Below are 17,694 nucleotides of genomic sequence, written 5' to 3'. Positions count from 1 at the left end.
TGTTTCCATCGCAGGAGCCTGCGCCGCGTTCCGCACCATAGGCATATGGTCCCGTCGACCTGGCCGGCGAGCCCTTGGCTCCGCGTCGATCGTGCTGGACCGATCGGCAGCCCAGCTCGGCCGGCCACGAGGTTCACGGCTCCTTAAGCGCCAAGGAGTACCCCTCGGAACAGTTCATGAGATGAGGAATGTGATGTCCGGTCTGCCATGGGAAGTCGCGCTGATGCTCGGCCAGACCATCGAGAAGGTGCTGCCGATCACCTTGGTGCTGGCAGTGGTGTTCTCGGTGCTCAGCCACTTCTGGGCCTGCAATCCCGGCAAGCCGTGGTGGCAGAAGCGCGAGCTCGTCACCGACGTGGTCTACTGGTTCTTCGTGCCGGTTTTCGCGCGGGTGCTCCGCATCGGCTTTCTCGTGCTCGGCGCCAGCGTTCTCTTCAAGATCCGCGACGCCGACGAGTTGATCGCCTTCTATGAGAACGGGCACGGCCCGCTGGCGCAGCTTCCGGAATGGCTGCAGGGGCTGCTCTTTCTCGTGCTCTCCGACTTCATGCTGTACTGGACGCATCGTCTGTTCCATGGCGGCGAGTTCTGGAAATACCACGCGGTCCACCACTCCTCGGAAGATCTGGAGTGGATTTCGGCGGCCCGCTTCCATCCCATCAACCTGATCCTCGGCACGATCGCGGTCGACGTCATCCTCCTGATGGCCGGCATCTCGCCCAATGTCATGATCTGGGTTGGACCGTTCACGACGTTCCATTCGGCCTTCGTCCACGCCAATCTCAACTGGACGCTGGGCCCGCTGAAATATGTCCTTGCCACGCCCGTCTTCCATCGCTGGCACCACACGTCGATGGAGCAGGGCGGCAACACCAATTTCGCCGGCACGTTCCCGATCTGGGACATCCTGTTCGGCACGTTCCGGATGCCGGAGGGGCAGTTGCCCATGGCCTACGGCAAGGACGAGGCGACGATGCCCGGTGAGTTCGGCGGTCAGCTCGCGTTTCCGTTCCGAAGATGACGTGTTCTGCAACCGCCCGAGCTGAGATGGCGGCGTTTGCAGAACGTTCACCAATTGAGCGCAGATTTGCCGCGTCGGGCGCCGTCACCGCTGCGTATCGCTTGAGACGGCTCGTCAAGGTCCCGGGGTTGAGTATGTCGTTCTGTGTATCGCGTCGTCCTTCTGTTTCCTTCGCATTGCGGGCGGCTGTCGCCGCCGTGCTGCTGTGGCCGGCTGCCGCCTCGGCGGAACCCGATCCTGCCATCGCCGTGAATGTCGACCAGGCCAAGCTGGTCAAGTTGCCCGACCGGGTCGCGACCCTCGTCGTCGGCAATCCGATGATCGCCGATGTGACCTTGCAGAGCGGCGGCATCATCGTCGTCACCGGCAAGAGCTACGGTGCCACCAACTTCATTGCGATGGATCGCGGCGGACAGGTGCTGATCGATCGCCAGATCCAGGTCGCCGGACCCACCGACCAGCTCGTCACGGTGTATCGCGGCGTCGATCGTGAGACCTATAGCTGCATGCCGATCTGCCAGCGCCGGGTGACCTTGGGCGACGGCGACAACTACTTCAAATCGGTGCTCGACCAGGCTGGAACGATGTCCAGCACGGCGAGCGGCAACGCGGCAGCGGCGTCGAAGACCAACTGAGCGGCTGGCTTGGCCGTGCCTGGCCGGGTCGATGGCGACGTCTGACCGCATCTCCACGCGCGTCGGCACCGACGATGCGGTGAGCCTTGCCGCTGGCGCTGCGGCTCGATAGCCCGATTCGTTTGGTTTCGATGGTCGGATCGGACAGGTGGCGCTGCCTCAAAGGGCTGACTGCGAGCGACCCCCCAAGCATGCAGGGCGATCGCGTATGGTTTTCCCGGGCGGAACTTTCATGGCCTCGTGGTTCGAGACGCGTCGCAAGAGCGACGCTCCTCACCATGAGGATCAACAGCTTTGCGGCGGAGAAAGGCCCTCATCCTGAGGAGCCCGCCGAAGGCGGGCGTCTCGAAGGATGGTCGCGAAAAGACTGCGCGCCCAGCTTTTTCACCATATGCGATCGCCCTGCCCAAGCATGGTTAGCGGGACGTTGATGCGGCGGGCCATACTGTCCGTATCGTAGGAAACTCTTTCCCAAGGAGTTTCCGCTATTCGTTTCACTCAGGTTGATGTGCCTTTCCAGTCCGGATGACCCCATGCAAGCCTCCGTCTCCTCGACCGCTTCGATGCGCCGGCTGCTGCGCCGCTTCCGGCGCAACAGGCGGGCATCGGCCGCGCTCGAATTCGCGCTGGTCGCGCCGGTCTTCTTTGCGCTGCTGTTCGCGATCATCGAAACGGCGCTGATGTTCTTTGCCGGCCAGGTGCTCGAGACCATCACGCAGGACTCGGCGCGCATGATCCTGACCGGACAGGCGCAACAGGGCTCCTATACGCAGTCGCAGTTCGCGAGCTACGTCTGCACCCAGGTTCCCGCGCTGTTCGACTGCAACAAGATCTATATCGACGTGAAGAGCTACTCCTCGTTCGGGAGCGTCTCGATCAGCAACCAGATCGACAACAGCGGCAACTTCGTCAACAACATGACCTACAGTCCGGGCGCCGCCGGAGACATTGTCGTCGTCAGGCTGTTCTATCAGTGGCCGATCTTCGTGACCGGCCTCGGCTACAACATCGCCAATTTGAGCGGCAGCAAGCGGCTGCTGGTGGGTACGGCCGCATTCAAGAACGAGCCGTATTCATAACACGGGCCTCGCGAGCTGCTTCTGAGGGACACCAGGAATTCATCATGCCGTTGGGAAGAATGCCGGGTATGTCTTCGCGCCTGCGCCTGTGGCGTCGCATCGACGCCTTCGCTGCCGATTGTCGCGGTGTCGCGGCCACCGAGTTCGCATTCATCGTGCCGCTGATGCTGGTGATGTTCTTCGGCACGGTCGAATTCTGCTCGGCCATCGCCGTCGACCGCAAGGTCACTTTGATGGCGCGCACCCTGTCCGATCTGACGTCGCAGTCGACCACGGTCGGCGACAGCGACATGTCGAACTTCTTCGCCGCCTCGACCGGCATCATGTATCCGTACTCGACCACGCCGGTGAATGCGACGATCACCGAACTCTATGTCGATCCCACCACCATGCAGGCGACGGTGAAGTGGAGTAAGGGGTCGACGCCGCGGACCGTGGGCATGACGGTCGGCGTGCCGGCCGAATTGCTGGTGTCCGGCACCTATCTGATCTTCAGCGAGGTGAACTACCAATACGTTCCGACGATCGGCTACGTCATGGGCAAGACGGGCGTCAATCTCAGCGACGTCGCCTATACCCGGCCGCGGCAGTCGACCTGTGTGATGTATAGCCCGGCGACCTCCTGCTGAGCTGAGCGCCGGACTAATCCTGCGCGGTGCCGGGTCCGCTTGCGCGCGGGCAACAGACCGCGTTCCAGGCGATCACAATCCGACGGCGAACAGCCGGCAAATAAAAAAGGCCGCACAAGGCGGCCTTTCGTTGTCCAGGTGGGCAATCGTAGGCGATTGCCCTGGCGTCGCTCAATTGGCGGCGCGGAGATTGTCGGCCGACGACTTGCCCGAACGGCGGTCCGCCACGATCTCGTAGGAGATCTTCTGGCCTTCGCGCAGCGTGCCGAGACCAGCGCGCTCGACGGCGCTGATGTGCACGAACACGTCGTTGCCGCCGTCGTCCGGCTGAATGAAGCCATAGCCCTTGGTTGCGTTAAACCACTTCACGGTTCCCATGCTCACGGGGGTAGTTCCCTTCTCAGATACCAAATGCGTAACCCAGTCTCCTGGGCTGGTTAGATCGAATTTTTGGAAGGGTCGTCAGCGTCTGAACCGGCTGTACCGGTAATAGCTAATCTCGTCCGGCCGAAAATCGATTGCGGGATATATTATTGGAAATGCCCGCGCAAAACAATCCTGAGCTGCGCGAGAGTGCATGATTTTTTGACGCGCCGGCTCGATGCCGACGCGCTGAATTGTCGCTGATTGCGCAAGGCTTGATCAATCCGCCGGGCCGGGCGGAACATTGCTCCGCCCAATCCCCCTAGCGCCGACGGAACTGGCCGCCGCGCTGCGCTGCGCCACGCGGAGGACCGCCGGGCGAGCTGGGACGCTCGTCCTTGTGGCGGAAGATCAGCCGGCCCTTTTCGAGGTCGTAGGGCGACATCTCGACGGTCACGCGGTCTCCCGCGAGCGTCTTGATGCGATTCTTTTTCATCTTGCCGGCGGTGTAGGCAACGATCTCGTGCCCCGCGTCGAGTTGTACCCGATAGCGTGCATCGGGAAGGATTTCGGTGACCAGCCCTTCGAACTGGATCAGCTCTTCCTTAGCCATGTCTTTCTCCAGATCGATAGACGTCTAGTTTGGCCGTTGGTTGCGGTTGTGAGCGTGGTTTTTGGGTCTGCCCTCGCGATGCAGGAAAGCAACGCCTTGAATCGACCCGGCCTTGCCGCCGCCTTGCGACGGCCGCTGGGGCTCCTGACGATTGCCTGGCAGAGGCGCCATCTTAGCATTGGAACGACGGCGACGGCGAGGGCCTTTTGCGGCGGTGCCACCCTCGTTGGTCCGCGCATTCTGCATGCCAGGACGGCCGCCGCGCTGAGGCGGTTTGGCCGGTGCTGCAGCTTCGCGGAGGCCGGGCGTGCGGCGATCGTCGCGCGGCAGCGAGATCTTGATCAGCCGTTCGATGTCGCGAAGATAGGACAGCTCGTCCGATCCCGCCACGAGCGAAATCGCAACGCCCTCGGCGCCGGCGCGCGCCGTGCGGCCGATCCGGTGGACGTAGGTTTCGGGCACGTTCGGCAGGTCGAAATTGACGACATGGCTGACGCCGTCGACGTCGATGCCGCGCGCCGCGATGTCGGTTGCGACCAGGGTGCGGATCTCGCCGGAGCGGAAGGCGGCCAGAGTGCGCTCGCGGTGATTTTGCGACTTGTTGCCGTGGATCGCCTGGGACGGGATGCCGGCCTTTTCCAGGCTCTTCACGACCTTGTCGGCGCCGTGCTTGGTCCGGGTGAACACCAGCGCGCGGTTGACTGGCTCCTGCTTGAGCAACTGAGCCAGAAGGTTCGGCTTGGCCGAGTGGTCGACGTGGATCACGCGCTGGGCAATGCGCTCGACCGTCGAGGAGACGGGGGTCACCGCGACCCGCGCGGGGTCGCGCAGCATGGCGTCCGCGAGCTCGGCGATGTCCTTAGGCATGGTGGCCGAGAAGAACAGCGTCTGCCGCTTGATCGGCAGCTTGGCCACGATCTTCCGGATGTCGTTGATGAAGCCCATGTCGAGCATGCGGTCGGCTTCGTCGAGCACCAGGAACTCGACATGGGTCAGCTTCAAAGCGTTGCTCTGGACCAGATCGAGCAGCCGGCCAGGGGTGGCAACCAGAACTTCGAGGCCGGGCATCACAGCGCGGACCTGGCGTCCCATTGGCACGCCGCCGATCGCGAGCGCCGAGCTCAGGCGGATGTGCCGGCCGTAGGTGTTGAAGCTGTCGAGGATCTGACCCGACAATTCGCGGGTTGGGCTCAGCACCAGCACGCGTGCCGTCTTCGGCTGCGGCTTGATCCGGTTCTGCAGCAGGCGGTGCAGGATCGGCAGCGCAAACGAGGCCGTCTTGCCGGTTCCCGTCTGGGCGATGCCGATCACGTCGCGGCCTTCGAGCGCGAGCGGGATGGTCTGGGCCTGAATGGGGGTGGGGGTGGTGTAGTTCTCTTCCTTCAGCGCGCGCGTCAGCGCGTCGGCGAGGTTAAAATCCTGGAAGGATGTCAAAAGATTGGGCTTTCCATAAGAGGATAAGGCCCGTGTCGGCAGGCAGCCGGACGCGGGTGGGTGGTTGAGAGACACCCGCGTGTTTGGAGCGCCTAGATTGGATGGGTGAGAATGCAAAGCCAGAAGCTCGGGTCGAGCTAAAGAACACGCGGCTTGCAAAGATCCGGCCGATTCGCCTCGATCTACCAGATATATGGAACAGGTGGACGGCACATGCAAGGCCGCTGCGCAACGGATTGGCTTTCCGGGTGGTACCCGGCTGCTTTAAATTTAGCCATTCAAAACAAAGTGCACAAATCCTGCGCTACATGCTATCTGATTAATCATCGAGCTTGCTCAATTCGACGGCAGAAGGCTGCGACCTCGTGCCACGAGAACGCGAAGTTCCACTTCTGTGTCAATGCCTTACCAGATGTGCACGGCATGGCACACTTCTTGCGATTCTTCCGCCGCAGACCGCCGGCCGCCTTGGCTGCGAAGCACGTCTGCGTCAGGGAGATATTACCTCATGCTTACTCGACTCACTCAGGAATTAACGGCGCCGTTCAGCCGCCGTCGCTGGCTGGCTGCTGCTGCCGGCCTGGCGCTCGGCGCAGCCGGCTTTGGCCCGGCCAAGGCCGCTGACGACACCATCAAGATTGGCGTTCTGCATTCTCTGTCCGGCACCATGGCCATCAGCGAGACCACGCTGAAGGATACGATCTTGTTCCTGATCGACGAACAGAACAAGAAGGGCGGTGTGCTCGGCAAGAAGCTCGAGGCCGTCGTGGTCGACCCCGCCTCGAACTGGCCGCTGTTCGCCGAGAAGGCGCGCGAGCTGATCACCAAGGACAAGGTCGCGGTCGTGTTCGGCTGCTGGACCTCGGTGTCGCGCAAGTCGGTGCTGCCGGTGTTCAAGGAGCTCAACAGCATCCTGTTCTACCCGGTCCAGTACGAGGGCGAGGAGAGCGAGCGCAACGTGTTCTACACCGGTGCGGCGCCGAACCAGCAGGCGATCCCGGCGGTCGACTACCTGATGAAGGAAGAGAAGGTGAAGCGCTGGGTGCTGGCCGGCACCGACTACGTCTATCCGCGCACCACCAACAAGATCCTGGAAGCCTACCTGAAGTCGAAGGGCGTGGCTCAGGACGACATCATGATCAACTACACGCCGTTCGGTCACTCCGACTGGCAGACGATCGTGGCCGACATCAAGAAGTTCGGCTCGGCCGGCAAGAAGACCGCCGTGGTCTCGACCATCAACGGCGACGCCAACGTTCCGTTCTACAAGGAGCTCGGCAACCAGGGCATCAAGGCCAAGGACATCCCGGTGGTCGCGTTCTCGGTGGGTGAGGAAGAGCTCGCCGGCATCGACACCAAGCCGCTGGTCGGCCATCTCGCTGCCTGGAACTATTTCGAGTCGATCAAGACCCCGGCGAACGAGAAGTTCATCAAGGAGTGGCAGGCCTACACCAAGAACCCGAAGCGCGTGACCAACGACCCGATGGAGGCCCACTATATCGGCTTCAACATGTGGGTGAAGGCGGTCGAGAAGGCGAAGTCGACCGATCCGGACAAGGTCATCGACGCGCTCCCGGGCATCGAGGCGCCGAACCTGACCGGCGGCGTGTCGAAGATGCTGCCGAACCACCACATCACCAAGCCGGTGTTCATCGGCGAGATCAAGGGCGATGGCCAGTTCAGCGTCGTCTACAAGACCAAGGATCTCGTCCCGGGCGACGCCTGGTCGAAGGAGCTCGAGGGCTCGAAGGACCTGATCGGCGATTGGGTCGGCAAGAAGTGCGGCAACTTCAACGTCAAGACCAACAAGTGCCTGGGCTCGGGCTCCTGATCCCGACCTGACGCGACCATGACGACAGGAGAAGGCGGCGATGTTGCCGCCTTCTCTTGACCTCCTGAACTCCTGCCGGGGTTGTCCAGTGCCTGCTGTTTTTCTGGCGATCATTCGCCGTCTGCTTGTTTTGCTCGCCCTGATCGCCGTTTCCGTTCCCGCCTTCGCAGCCAGTTTCGAAGAGTCGGTCGCGAAGCTCGCGAACGATGATTTCTCGGACACGGACGAGGCCGTCGGCGAGATCGCGGTGTCGGGCAACCCGCTGGCTTTTCCGATCATCAGCGCGCTCCAGGACGAGCGGCTGATGTTCGATGCCGAAACCAAGAAGGTCTATGTCAAGCAGACCGACGGCAAGATCATCGATGCCGCGACCGGCGCTGCCGTCGACAAGCTTCCGGACAATGCCGCGGCGGTCAGCCTCAACAACCGGCTCCGGCGCAGCGTGGATGCTGCGCTGGGTGGCCTGACGCTGTTGTCGCCGGATACCAACACACGCCTGACCGCCGCCAAATCGGTGTTCAAGTCGCATGAGGAGGCGACGCTGCCGACGGTGGAATCGGCGCTCGCCAAGGAAACCAATCGCGCGGTCAAGCAGGCGTTGACCGAGGCGCGGGCTGCCATCCTCCTGTTCAAGTCCGACGCGAGCGAGGTGGACAAGCTTGAGGCGGTCGCCACCATCAGGTCGCGCGGCGACCAGGAGGCGCTTGCGCTGCTGACCGAGATCAGCGGCGGCGACCAGCCGGCCACCGTCACCAAGGCTGCTGCCAGCGCGATCTCATCGATCCAGAGCTCGCTCGCAATCTGGTCCGGCGTGCAGAACGCCTGGTACGGCCTGTCGCTCGGCTCGGTGCTGCTGCTCGCCGCCATCGGCCTCGCCATCACCTTCGGGGTGATGGGCGTCATCAACATGGCCCATGGCGAGATGGTGATGCTCGGCGCCTACACCACCTTTGTCGTGCAGGAGGTCATCCGCACGCGGTACCCGGCGCTGTTCGACTATTCGCTGCTGATTGCCGTCCCGCTCGCCTTCCTGGTCGCCGGCGCGATCGGCGTGCTGATCGAGCGCACCATCATTCGCTTCCTCTACGGGCGTCCGTTGGAAACCTTGCTCGCGACTTGGGGCCTGTCGCTGATCCTGCAGCAGGCGGTGCGCACGGCGTTCGGTCCGACCAACCGCGAGGTCGGCAATCCCTCCTGGATGAGCGGTGCGTTCGAGCTCGGCCAGATCACCATCACCTACAACCGGCTCTGGATCCTCTGCTTCACGATGGCCGTGTTCGCCATCCTGCTGGCGATGCTGCGCTACACTGCGCTTGGTCTGGAGATGCGCGCGGTGACACAGAACCGGCGCATGGCGGCCTCGATGGGCATCGCGACCTCGCGGGTCGATGCGCTCACCTTCGGGCTCGGCTCAGGCATTGCCGGCATCGCCGGCGTGGCGCTATCGCAGATCGACAACGTCAGCCCGAACCTCGGCCAGAGCTACATCATCGATTCCTTCATGGTCGTGGTGTTCGGCGGCGTCGGCAATCTCTGGGGCACGCTGGTCGGCGCCTTCACGCTGGGCATCGCCAACAAGTTCCTGGAGCCGGTCGCCGGCGCCGTGCTCGGCAAGATCGCGATCCTGGTGCTGATCATCCTGTTCATTCAGAAGCGCCCGCGCGGCTTGTTCGCGCTCAAGGGCCGGGCGGTGGAAGCATGATGCCGCACGTCCTCACCCGGTCGCTCGATCGTGCCGCAACCATCTTCGTGCTCGTGGTCGCCGCCTGCGGCGTGCTGATCCCGCTGTCCAACCTGCTGCTGCCGGCCGGCTCGGCCTTGCAGGTGCCGACCTATCTGGTCGCGCTGTGGGGCAAATATGTCTGCTACGCGATCCTGGCGCTCTCGATCGACCTGATCTGGGGCTATTGCGGCATTCTCTCGCTTGGCCATGGCGCGTTCTTCGCGCTCGGCGGCTACGCGATGGGCATGTATCTGATGCGCCAGATCGGCACCCGGGGCGTCTATGGCAACCCGATCCTGCCGGACTTCATGGTGTTCCTGAACTATTCCAAGCTGCCCTGGTACTGGCACGGCTTCGACATGTTCTGGTTTGCAGCTTTGATGGTGCTCGTGGTGCCCGGCCTGCTCGCCTTCTGCTTCGGCTGGCTCGCCTTCCGCTCGCGCGTCACCGGCGTGTATCTGTCGATCATCACCCAGGCGATGACCTACGCGCTGCTGCTCGCCTTCTTCCGCAATGATTTCGGCTTCGGCGGCAACAACGGCCTGACCGACTTCAAGGACATTCTCGGCTTCAACGTCCAGGCGGAAGGCACCCGCGCCGCGCTGTTCGCGCTGAGCTGCCTTGCGCTCATTCTGGCGTTCCTGATCTGCCGGGCGATCGTGTCGTCGAAGCTCGGCAAGGTGCTGATCGCGATCCGCGACGCCGAGTCGCGGACGCGCTTCCTCGGCTACCGCGTCGAGTCCTACAAGCTGTTCGTGTTCACGCTGTCGGCCTGCATGGCCGGCGTCGCCGGCGCGCTCTACGTCCCGCAGGTCGGCATCATCAACCCCTCCGAGTTCGCGCCCGGCAATTCGATCGAGGCCGTGATCTGGGTCGCGGTCGGCGGCCGCGGCACGCTGGTCGGGGCTGCGCTTGGCGCCGTCGTCGTGAACTACGCCAAGACCTTCTTCACTTCGGGCGTGCTGGCGCCCTACTGGCTGTTCATGCTCGGCGCATTGTTCGTGCTCGTCACTCTGCTGTTGCCCAAAGGCATTATCGGCACCTTCAATTCCTGGTGGGATCAGCTCGGCAGCAGGAGGCTGAACGCCGAGAGCGCCGCCCGCGAGGACGGCGTCACCGAACCCAAGATGGCGGAGTGAGCGCATGAACGTGATGGACACCCGCGCGACGTCGTCGCTACTCTATCTCGACGGCGTGCACGTCTCGTTCGACGGCTTCCACGCCATCAACAATCTTTCGCTGACGCTCGAGCCCGGCGAGATGCGCGCCATCATCGGCCCGAACGGTGCCGGCAAGACCACGATGATGGACATCATCACCGGCAAGACCAAGCCCGACGAGGGCACGGTGCTGTTCGACGGCAAGACCGACCTGACCCGGCTCGACGAAACGCGGATCGCCGAGCTCGGCATCGGCCGCAAGTTCCAGAAGCCGACGGTGTTCGAGAGCCAGTCGGTGGAGGACAATTTGCTGCTTGCGCTCAATGTCGACCACAGCGTCAAGGGGACGCTGTTCTGGCGCGGCTCGAGGGGCGAGGCCGAGCAGATCGACCGGGTGCTCGAGACGGTGCGGCTCAAGGATGCCCGACGCAAGCTCGCCGGCAGCCTCTCGCACGGCCAGAAGCAGTGGCTGGAGATCGGCATGCTCCTGGCACAGGACCCGAAGCTGCTGCTGGTCGACGAGCCGGTCGCCGGCATGACCGACGTCGAGACGCATCAGACGGCTGAGCTGCTCAAAGAGATCAACAAGGATCATACCGTCATGGTCGTCGAGCATGACATGACTTTCGTTCGCGAGCTCGGCGTCAAGGTCACTTGCCTGCACGAAGGCACGGTGCTGGCCGAGGGCACCATCGATCAGGTGTCGTCGAACGATCGGGTGATCGAAGTGTATCTGGGACGCTAGGCGATGTTGGACGTCAAGGACATCAACCTCTATTACGGCGCCGCCCAGGCGCTGCGCGGCGTCTCGATCGCGGCGGAGCCGGGCAAGGTCACCTGCGTGCTCGGCCGCAACGGCGTGGGCAAGACCTCGCTGCTGAGGGCGCTGGTCGGGCAATATCCGCTGGCGTCGGGCAGCATCACCTTCGATGGCGCCGACATCACCCGCCTGAAGCCGTATGAGCGGGCGCGCAAGGGCATCGGCTTCGTGCCGCAGGGCCGCGAGATCTTCCCGCTGCTCACGGTCGAGGAGAATCTCAAGACCGGCTTCGGGCCGCTGAAGCGGGCCGATCGCAGCATCCCGGACGACGTATTCTCGCTGTTTCCGGTGCTGGAATCGATGCTCGGCCGCCGCGGCGGCGATCTTTCCGGCGGCCAGCAGCAGCAGCTTGCGATCGGCCGCGCCATGGTGATGCGGCCGAAGCTCTTGCTGCTGGACGAGCCGACCGAGGGCATCCAGCCGTCGATCATCAAGGACATCGGCCGGGCGATTTCGTACCTCCGCAATCTCGGCAACATCGCCATCGTCCTGGTCGAGCAATATCTCGACTTTGCCTGCGAACTCGGCGACAACTTCGCCGTCATGGATCGCGGCGCGGTGAAGTTCACCTGCACCCGCGCCAATCTCGACCAGGCCGAGATCAGCCGCCAGATGGCGCTGTGATCATCACGTAGCTTCTCGACGCGGTCTCGCCCGCGTCTGGTCCCAGGGGAGGGGATCGATGCGGGCCGATCCCGCCAACGCCGCTGCCGACATCTTCGAGGCCAACCGCGCCCGCGGCGCGGTGCGCTTCGACGTGCGGCTGCAGGACGGCGTGACGCGGCGCCATCACCTGCATGAATCCGGCTCGCTGCGCGTCCGCTTTCCCTCGCCCGAGGACGACGGTCTCTCGGCGATGTTCGTCAACACCGCGGGCGGAATCGCCGGCGGCGACCATTTCGCGATCGAGGTCGCGGCCGGCGAAGGCAGCCGCGTCACGCTGTCGAGCGCCGCGGCCGAGAAGGTCTATCGCGCGCCGGGCAAGCCAGCCGAGCTCGATATCGCGCTGACGGCTCATGCCGGCGCGCACATCTCGTGGCTGCCGCAGGAGACCATCCTGTTCGACCGCGCCCGCATTCATCGCCGCATCGACATCGACCTCGCCGACACCGCCTCTCTCCTGTTGTGCGAGATCGTCGTGTTCGGCCGCACGGCCATGGGCGAGCGCATGCGCGAGGGCGAGTTCGTCGATCGCTGGCGGCTCAAGCGCGGCGGCAAGCTGGTGTTCGCCGAGACGGTCCGCCTCGACGGCGACATCGGCGACAAGCTGGCGCAGCCCGCGATCGCCAAGGGCGCCGCGGCCATCGGGACTGCGCTGATCGTGCCCGGCGACGCCGCGCTGGTGGAGCGCATCAGGGAGAGCCTGCCGGCGTTTCGGGGCGAGGCCGGACTGTCCGCCTGGAATGGATTTGCAATGGCGCGCTTCTGTGCCCAAGATGCCGCGAGCCTGCGCGCCGACATGATGGCGGTGCTCGGCTGCGCATCGGCCGGACCGCTGCCGCGGCTGTGGCTCAACTAGACGTTTACCAACTGACGATCATTAGAAGACGATCACCAGAGAGTCCGCATGAACCTGTCTCCCCGCGAAAAGGACAAGCTCCTGATCTCGATGGCCGCCATCGTGGCCCGCCGCAGGCTCGAGCGCGGCGTCAAGCTGAACCATCCCGAAGCGGTCGCGATCATCTCCGACTTCATTCTGGAAGGCGCGCGTGACGGCCGCACCGTGGCCGAGCTGATGCAGGCCGGCGCCCAGGTCCTGACCCGCGATCAGGTGATGCCGGGCATCCCCGAGATGATCCACGACATCCAGGTCGAGGCGACGTTTCCGGACGGCACCAAGCTGGTCACGGTGCACGAGCCGATCCGCTAAGTTCTTGCACGTCATTCCGGGGCAGCCCGCAGGGCTGAATCCGGAATCCAGAGATTGTCTGCAATCGATTTTGAGATTCCGGGTTCGGTCCTGCGGACCGCCCCGGAATGACGGAGAAAGACACATGATCCCCGGCGAACTTTTCATCCAGGACGGCGAGATCGAGCTCAATGCCGGCCGCAAGACCGTGACGCTGTCGGTCGCCAACACCGGCGACCGGCCGATCCAGGTCGGCTCGCATTACCATTTCTTCGAGACCAATCCGGCGCTGAAGTTCGACCGCAAGAAAGCCAGGGGCATGCGGCTCGATATCGCCGCCGGCACGGCGGTGCGCTTCGAGCCCGGCCAGACCCGCGAGGTGCAGCTGGTCGCGCTCGGCGGCAAGCGCACGGTCTACGGCTTCCGCGGCGACGTGATGGGCAAGCTGTAGACGATGCTGACCGGATTGCGCCTCGTCTCCGAAGCGGCCGAGCTGGCGGCGCGCCGTCATGCCGGCCAGCAGCGCAAGGGCCGCGACGAGGAGCCGTACATCAATCATCTCGCTGAGGTCGCCAACATCCTCGCGGTCGCCTGCAACGGCGAGGACGCCGAGCTCGTCGCGGCCGGCTGGCTCCACGACAGCATCGAGGACACCGACACCAGCCACGACGAGCTGATGCAGCGTTTCGGCTCGCGCGTCGCCGGGCTGGTCGAGGAGGTCACCGACGACATGACCCTGCCGAAGAGCGAGCGGCGCGCGGTCCAGGTCATCGCGGCTCCCGGCAAGTCTGATGGCGCCAAGCAGATCAAGATCGCCGACAAGATCAGCAACATCCGCGCCCGCATTGTGTTCGAGCCGGATCTCGAGCAGCAGCTCGAGCTGATGGAGTATCTTGGCTGGGCCGAGCAGGTCGTCGCAGGCTGCCGCGGTGTGAATGTGGCGCTGGACGCGCTGTTCGACGAGACCGTTGCGAACGCGCGGGGGACGCTGTGAGCGGACCGTCGGCGTTGCGAGAACAAGACAAGCAGAGCTAATTGGGGGCCAACGATGTCCGTCAAGATCAAGCGTTCCGTCTACGCCGACATGTTCGGTCCCACGACCGGCGACAAGGTCCGGCTCGCCGACACGGACCTGATCATCGAGGTCGAGAAGGACTTCACCGTCTATGGCGAGGAGGTGAAGTTCGGCGGCGGCAAGGTCATCCGCGACGGCATGGGCCAGTCGCAGGCGACCAACAAGCAGGGCGCCGCCGACACCGTCATCACCAATGCGCTGATCGTCGATCATTGGGGGGTCGTGAAGGCCGACGTCGCGATCAAGGACGGCATGATCTCAGCGATCGGCAAGGCCGGCAATCCCGACATCCAGCCTGGCGTGACCATCGTGATCGGCCCGGGCACCGACGTGATCGCGGGCGAAGGCAAGATCCTCACCGCCGGCGGCTTCGACAGCCACATCCACTTCATCTGCCCGCAGCAGATCGAGCATGCGCTGATGAGTGGCGTCACCTCGCTGCTCGGCGGCGGCACCGGTCCGTCGCACGGCACCTTCGCGACGACCTGCACGCCCGGCCCATGGCACATCGGGCGGATGATGCAGTCGTTCGACGCCTTTCCGGTGAACCTCGGTATTTCCGGCAAGGGCAACGCCTCGCGGCCCGCGGCGCTGGTCGAGATGATCAAGGCCGGCGCCTGCGCGCTGAAGCTACATGAGGACTGGGGCACGACGCCGGCGGCGATCGACAATTGCTTGTCAGTGGCTGACGACTACGACGTCCAGGTGATGCTGCACTCGGACACGCTCAACGAATCCGGCTTCGTCGAGGACACGATCAAGGCCTTCAAGGGCCGCACGATCCACGCCTTCCACACCGAAGGCGCCGGCGGTGGCCACGCGCCTGATATCATCAAGGTTGCGGGCCTGAAGAACGTGCTGCCGTCGTCGACCAATCCGACGCGGCCGTTCACGCGCAACACGATCGATGAGCATCTGGACATGCTGATGGTGTGTCACCATCTCGATCCGTCGATCGCCGAGGATCTCGCCTTTGCCGAAAGCCGCATCCGCAAGGAGACGATCGCGGCCGAGGACATCCTGCACGATCTCGGCGCGCTCTCGATGATGTCATCGGATTCGCAGGCGATGGGCCGGCTCGGCGAGGTCATCATCCGCACATGGCAGACCGCCGACAAGATGAAGAAGCAGCGCGGCGCGCTGCCGCAGGACAAGGGCCAGGACAACGACAATTTTCGCGTCAAGCGCTACATCGCCAAATACACGATCAACCCGGCGATTGCGCATGGCGTGTCGAAGCTGATCGGCTCGGTCGAGAAGGGCAAGCTCGCCGATCTCGTGCTGTGGTCGCCCGCCTTCTTCGGCGTCAAGCCCGACTGCGTCATCAAGGGCGGCACCATCGTCGCAGCTCCGATGGGCGATCCCAACGCCTCGATCCCGACGCCGCAGCCGGTGCATTACCAGCCGATGTTCGGCGCGTTCGGCAAGTCGCTGACGGCCTCCTCGGTGATCTTCACCTCGAAGGCTGCCGTCACCGGCGGGCTCGCGCGCAAGCTCGGCCTGTCCAAGAAGCTCTACGCCGTGCAGAACACCCGCGGCAGGATCTCGAAGAAGAGCATGATCCACAACGACGCGACGCCGAACATCGAGGTCGATCCGGAGACCTATGAGGTCCGCGCCGATGGCGAGCTCCTGACCTGCGAGCCGGCCGAGGTGCTGCCCATGGCGCAGCGCTACTTCATGTTCTAAGCTCCGCCCGGTACCCAGAACCAGAAACGTACCGGGAGGACTGCTGCGTGATCTATGTCGTTGCCACCTTGACCATCAAGCCCGAAACCCGTGCGGAATTCATCGCCGCCGCGACTGCCTGCATTGCAGGGACCCGCAAAGAACCCGGCAATATCGCCTATGATTTGCATGAGAGCGTCACCGACCCGAGCAAGATGGTCTTCGTCGAGCAGTGGGAGAACGCCGAGGCCTTGGTGCCGCACCGCGCGACCGAGCACATGAAGACCTTCGGGCGCGTCGCGGTGAAATGCATGGCGGCGCCGCCGAAGATCGAGATCATTACGCCTGAGAAGGTCGATGTCCGCTGAGCGGAATAAGAGTGAGCGGAATAAGAGAATGAGAGTTTCAGCATGATCCGCGCGACACGCGTGCTCGGGCAGCATCGTTGGAAAGAGGCCGCCGCCGATTCCGTCCTGCTCGATTTCGATGACCGGCACCGGCGGCGGCTGGTGATGACCGGAACGCGTGGGCTGGAGTTTCTGTTGGACCTCGAGCACGCCACCGCCTTGCGCGGTGGCGATGCCCTGGTGCTGGAGGACGGCCGGCTGATCGAGGTCGTGGCGGCGGCCGAGCCGCTGCTCGAGATCCGGGCTTCCGATCCGCATCATCTGGTGCGGCTCGCCTGGCATCTCGGCAACCGGCACCTGCCGACGCAGCTCATGCCCAAGAGCCTGCGCATTCGCCGCGACCACGTGATCGAGGCCATGGTCAAGGGCCTCGGCGCGCGCGTGATCGAGATCGAGGCGCCGTTCGATCCGGAGGGCGGTGCTTACGCCGAGCCCAGCCATGCGCATGGCCATGATGATCATGATCACCACGGCCACGATCATCATCACGATCATGCCGGGCACGATCACGCGCATCACGACCACGGCCATGCACATGATCATCACGTGCATGACGAGCACTGCGGCCATGACCATCACGATCACGGTCATTCCCATGCTCATGAGCACAAGTGAGGAGGGGGCTCGGCCGGCTGCGATCAGCGCCGCGGATCCGGCTGCGCTGTATCGGCTGCTGACATGGCTGTCGCCGGCGTTTCCGATTGGCGGATTCTCCTATTCGAGCGGCATCGAATGGGCGGTCGAGGCGGGCGACATCGGCGATGCGGCGGCGCTGCGCGGCTGGCTCGCGACGATGCTGACCAATGGCTCCGGCTTCTGCGACGCGGCTTTCCTCGCGCACGCGTATCGCGCGGTTGAGCTCGACGATATGGCAAGCCTCCGCGAGGTGGCCGAGCTTGCCGCCGCTTTCGTACCGTCGCGCGAGCGTCAGCTCGAAACCACGGCGCAGGGCCGTGCCTTCATCGAGATCGCGCGGTCCGCCTGGAACTGCGCAGGCCTCGACGAGGCGGTGGCGCGATGTGAGAGCATCGTCTATCCGGTCGCCGTGGGGCTGGTCGGCGCGGTTCACGGCGTTCCTCTGGGACCCCTGCTGCACGGCTTCCTGCACGCCCTCACGTCGAACTGGATTTCCGCCGGCAGTCGTCTCGTACCGTTGGGGCAGACCGACAGCCAGCGCGTGCTTGCCGCGTTGGAACCTGTCGTTGCCGCGACGGCGGACCGCGCTCTGCTCGCCTCGCTCGACGACATCGGCGGCGCAACATTTCGCGCCGATCTCGCAAGCCTTCATCACGAGACGCAATATACAAGGCTGTTTCGGTCGTGATGAAGCGGGGCAAGGGCTGCTCCGATCACGGCCCCGCGCGGTCGCGCGCACGACAGAAGGGTA

At 64.0% G+C, this 17,694-nt stretch carries 20 protein-coding genes; 17 read left to right on the top strand and 3 right to left on the bottom strand.

The window, feature by feature from the left end; genetic code table 11:
- Nucleotides 1-193: 193 nt before the first annotated feature.
- The 4 genes from ACQR1D_RS22455 (at nucleotide 194) to ACQR1D_RS22440 (ending at nucleotide 3,364) form a co-directional block, all read left to right on the top strand.
- Nucleotides 194-1,021, top strand: a complete 828-nt coding sequence (locus ACQR1D_RS22455) for a sterol desaturase family protein (RefSeq protein WP_315804697.1) — start codon at nucleotides 194-196, stop codon at nucleotides 1,019-1,021.
- Between the two features lie 134 nt (nucleotides 1,022-1,155).
- Nucleotides 1,156-1,656: a pilus assembly protein N-terminal domain-containing protein gene (locus tag ACQR1D_RS22450; protein WP_315804698.1), complete on the top strand. Its 501-nt coding sequence runs from the start codon at nucleotides 1,156-1,158 to the stop codon at nucleotides 1,654-1,656.
- 533 nt (nucleotides 1,657-2,189) lie between these two features.
- The gene (locus ACQR1D_RS22445) at nucleotides 2,190-2,735 is read left to right on the top strand and encodes a TadE/TadG family type IV pilus assembly protein (RefSeq protein WP_315804699.1); all 546 of its coding nucleotides are present in this window, start codon (nucleotides 2,190-2,192) and stop codon (nucleotides 2,733-2,735) included.
- A 68-nt stretch (nucleotides 2,736-2,803) separates the two neighbouring features.
- On the top strand, nucleotides 2,804-3,364 hold the full coding sequence (locus tag ACQR1D_RS22440) for a TadE/TadG family type IV pilus assembly protein (protein WP_315804700.1): 561 nt from the start codon (nucleotides 2,804-2,806) through the stop codon (nucleotides 3,362-3,364).
- 171 nt (nucleotides 3,365-3,535) lie between these two features.
- Here ACQR1D_RS22440 and ACQR1D_RS22435 read toward each other — a convergent pair whose 3' ends face one another.
- The 3 genes from ACQR1D_RS22435 to ACQR1D_RS22425 all read right to left on the bottom strand — a co-directional run bounded on the left by ACQR1D_RS22435 (nucleotide 3,536) and on the right by ACQR1D_RS22425 (nucleotide 5,774).
- Nucleotides 3,536-3,748 carry a cold-shock protein gene (locus tag ACQR1D_RS22435; RefSeq protein WP_006612155.1) on the bottom strand — a complete coding sequence of 71 codons (213 nt, stop codon included), beginning with the start codon at nucleotides 3,746-3,748 and terminating at the stop codon, nucleotides 3,536-3,538.
- A 301-nt stretch (nucleotides 3,749-4,049) separates the two neighbouring features.
- Nucleotides 4,050-4,340, bottom strand: a complete 291-nt coding sequence (gene infA, locus ACQR1D_RS22430; protein ID WP_315804701.1) for a translation initiation factor IF-1 — start codon at nucleotides 4,338-4,340, stop codon at nucleotides 4,050-4,052.
- A 24-nt stretch (nucleotides 4,341-4,364) separates the two neighbouring features.
- Nucleotides 4,365-5,774, bottom strand: coding sequence for a DEAD/DEAH box helicase (locus ACQR1D_RS22425; protein ID WP_316238217.1), 1,410 nt, complete (start codon nucleotides 5,772-5,774; stop codon nucleotides 4,365-4,367).
- 508 nt (nucleotides 5,775-6,282) lie between these two features.
- Between ACQR1D_RS22425 and urtA the strand changes: the two genes are divergently transcribed.
- From urtA to ACQR1D_RS22360, 13 genes are all read left to right on the top strand, one after another.
- Complete coding sequence (gene urtA / locus ACQR1D_RS22420; protein ID WP_315804702.1) at nucleotides 6,283-7,605, top strand: urea ABC transporter substrate-binding protein; 1,323 nt, start codon at nucleotides 6,283-6,285, stop codon at nucleotides 7,603-7,605.
- Nucleotides 7,606-7,708: 103 nt separating this feature from the next.
- Nucleotides 7,709-9,307: an urea ABC transporter permease subunit UrtB gene (urtB, locus tag ACQR1D_RS22415; RefSeq protein ID WP_410053161.1), complete on the top strand. Its 1,599-nt coding sequence runs from the start codon at nucleotides 7,709-7,711 to the stop codon at nucleotides 9,305-9,307.
- Nucleotides 9,304-10,467 (top strand): urea ABC transporter permease subunit UrtC, encoded by a 1,164-nt coding sequence (urtC, locus tag ACQR1D_RS22410; protein ID WP_434838569.1) that lies wholly within the window; start codon nucleotides 9,304-9,306, stop codon nucleotides 10,465-10,467. The genes urtB and urtC overlap by 4 nt, the downstream gene beginning before the upstream one ends.
- Nucleotides 10,468-10,471: 4 nt before the next feature.
- Nucleotides 10,472-11,233, top strand: coding sequence for an urea ABC transporter ATP-binding protein UrtD (gene urtD, locus ACQR1D_RS22405; protein WP_315804704.1), 762 nt, complete (start codon nucleotides 10,472-10,474; stop codon nucleotides 11,231-11,233).
- Nucleotides 11,234-11,236: 3 nt separating this feature from the next.
- Nucleotides 11,237-11,932, top strand: a complete 696-nt coding sequence (gene urtE, locus ACQR1D_RS22400) for an urea ABC transporter ATP-binding subunit UrtE (RefSeq protein WP_315804705.1) — start codon at nucleotides 11,237-11,239, stop codon at nucleotides 11,930-11,932.
- A 58-nt stretch (nucleotides 11,933-11,990) separates the two neighbouring features.
- The gene (locus ACQR1D_RS22395; RefSeq protein WP_434838570.1) at nucleotides 11,991-12,827 is read left to right on the top strand and encodes an urease accessory protein UreD; all 837 of its coding nucleotides are present in this window, start codon (nucleotides 11,991-11,993) and stop codon (nucleotides 12,825-12,827) included.
- A gap of 48 nt (nucleotides 12,828-12,875) precedes the next feature.
- Entirely contained in the window at nucleotides 12,876-13,178 is a 303-nt protein-coding gene (locus tag ACQR1D_RS22390) for an urease subunit gamma (RefSeq protein WP_015669637.1), read from the top strand.
- Nucleotides 13,179-13,302: 124 nt separating this feature from the next.
- Entirely contained in the window at nucleotides 13,303-13,608 is a 306-nt protein-coding gene (locus ACQR1D_RS22385; protein ID WP_434838571.1) for an urease subunit beta, read from the top strand.
- A 3-nt stretch (nucleotides 13,609-13,611) separates the two neighbouring features.
- Nucleotides 13,612-14,151, top strand: a complete 540-nt coding sequence (locus ACQR1D_RS22380) for an HD domain-containing protein (protein ID WP_315804708.1) — start codon at nucleotides 13,612-13,614, stop codon at nucleotides 14,149-14,151.
- Between the two features lie 54 nt (nucleotides 14,152-14,205).
- Complete coding sequence (ureC, locus tag ACQR1D_RS22375) at nucleotides 14,206-15,921, top strand: urease subunit alpha (RefSeq protein WP_316216463.1); 1,716 nt, start codon at nucleotides 14,206-14,208, stop codon at nucleotides 15,919-15,921.
- Between the two features lie 47 nt (nucleotides 15,922-15,968).
- Complete coding sequence (locus ACQR1D_RS22370) at nucleotides 15,969-16,268, top strand: putative quinol monooxygenase (protein ID WP_316216464.1); 300 nt, start codon at nucleotides 15,969-15,971, stop codon at nucleotides 16,266-16,268.
- A gap of 42 nt (nucleotides 16,269-16,310) precedes the next feature.
- Entirely contained in the window at nucleotides 16,311-16,922 is a 612-nt protein-coding gene (locus tag ACQR1D_RS22365; protein ID WP_315804710.1) for an urease accessory protein UreE, read from the top strand.
- Nucleotides 16,909-17,631, top strand: coding sequence for an urease accessory protein UreF (locus tag ACQR1D_RS22360; RefSeq protein ID WP_316177657.1), 723 nt, complete (start codon nucleotides 16,909-16,911; stop codon nucleotides 17,629-17,631). Before ACQR1D_RS22365 ends, ACQR1D_RS22360 begins: the two co-directional genes overlap by 14 nt.
- Nucleotides 17,632-17,694 lie beyond the last annotated feature (63 nt).

Source organism: Bradyrhizobium sp. HKCCYLRH2047, from assembly GCF_051168175.1.
In the GTDB taxonomy this organism is placed as follows: Bacteria; Pseudomonadota; Alphaproteobacteria; order Rhizobiales; family Xanthobacteraceae; genus Bradyrhizobium.
The sequence above is the reverse complement of the archived record's forward strand: the minus strand, read 5'-3'. Positions and strand labels throughout refer to the sequence as shown.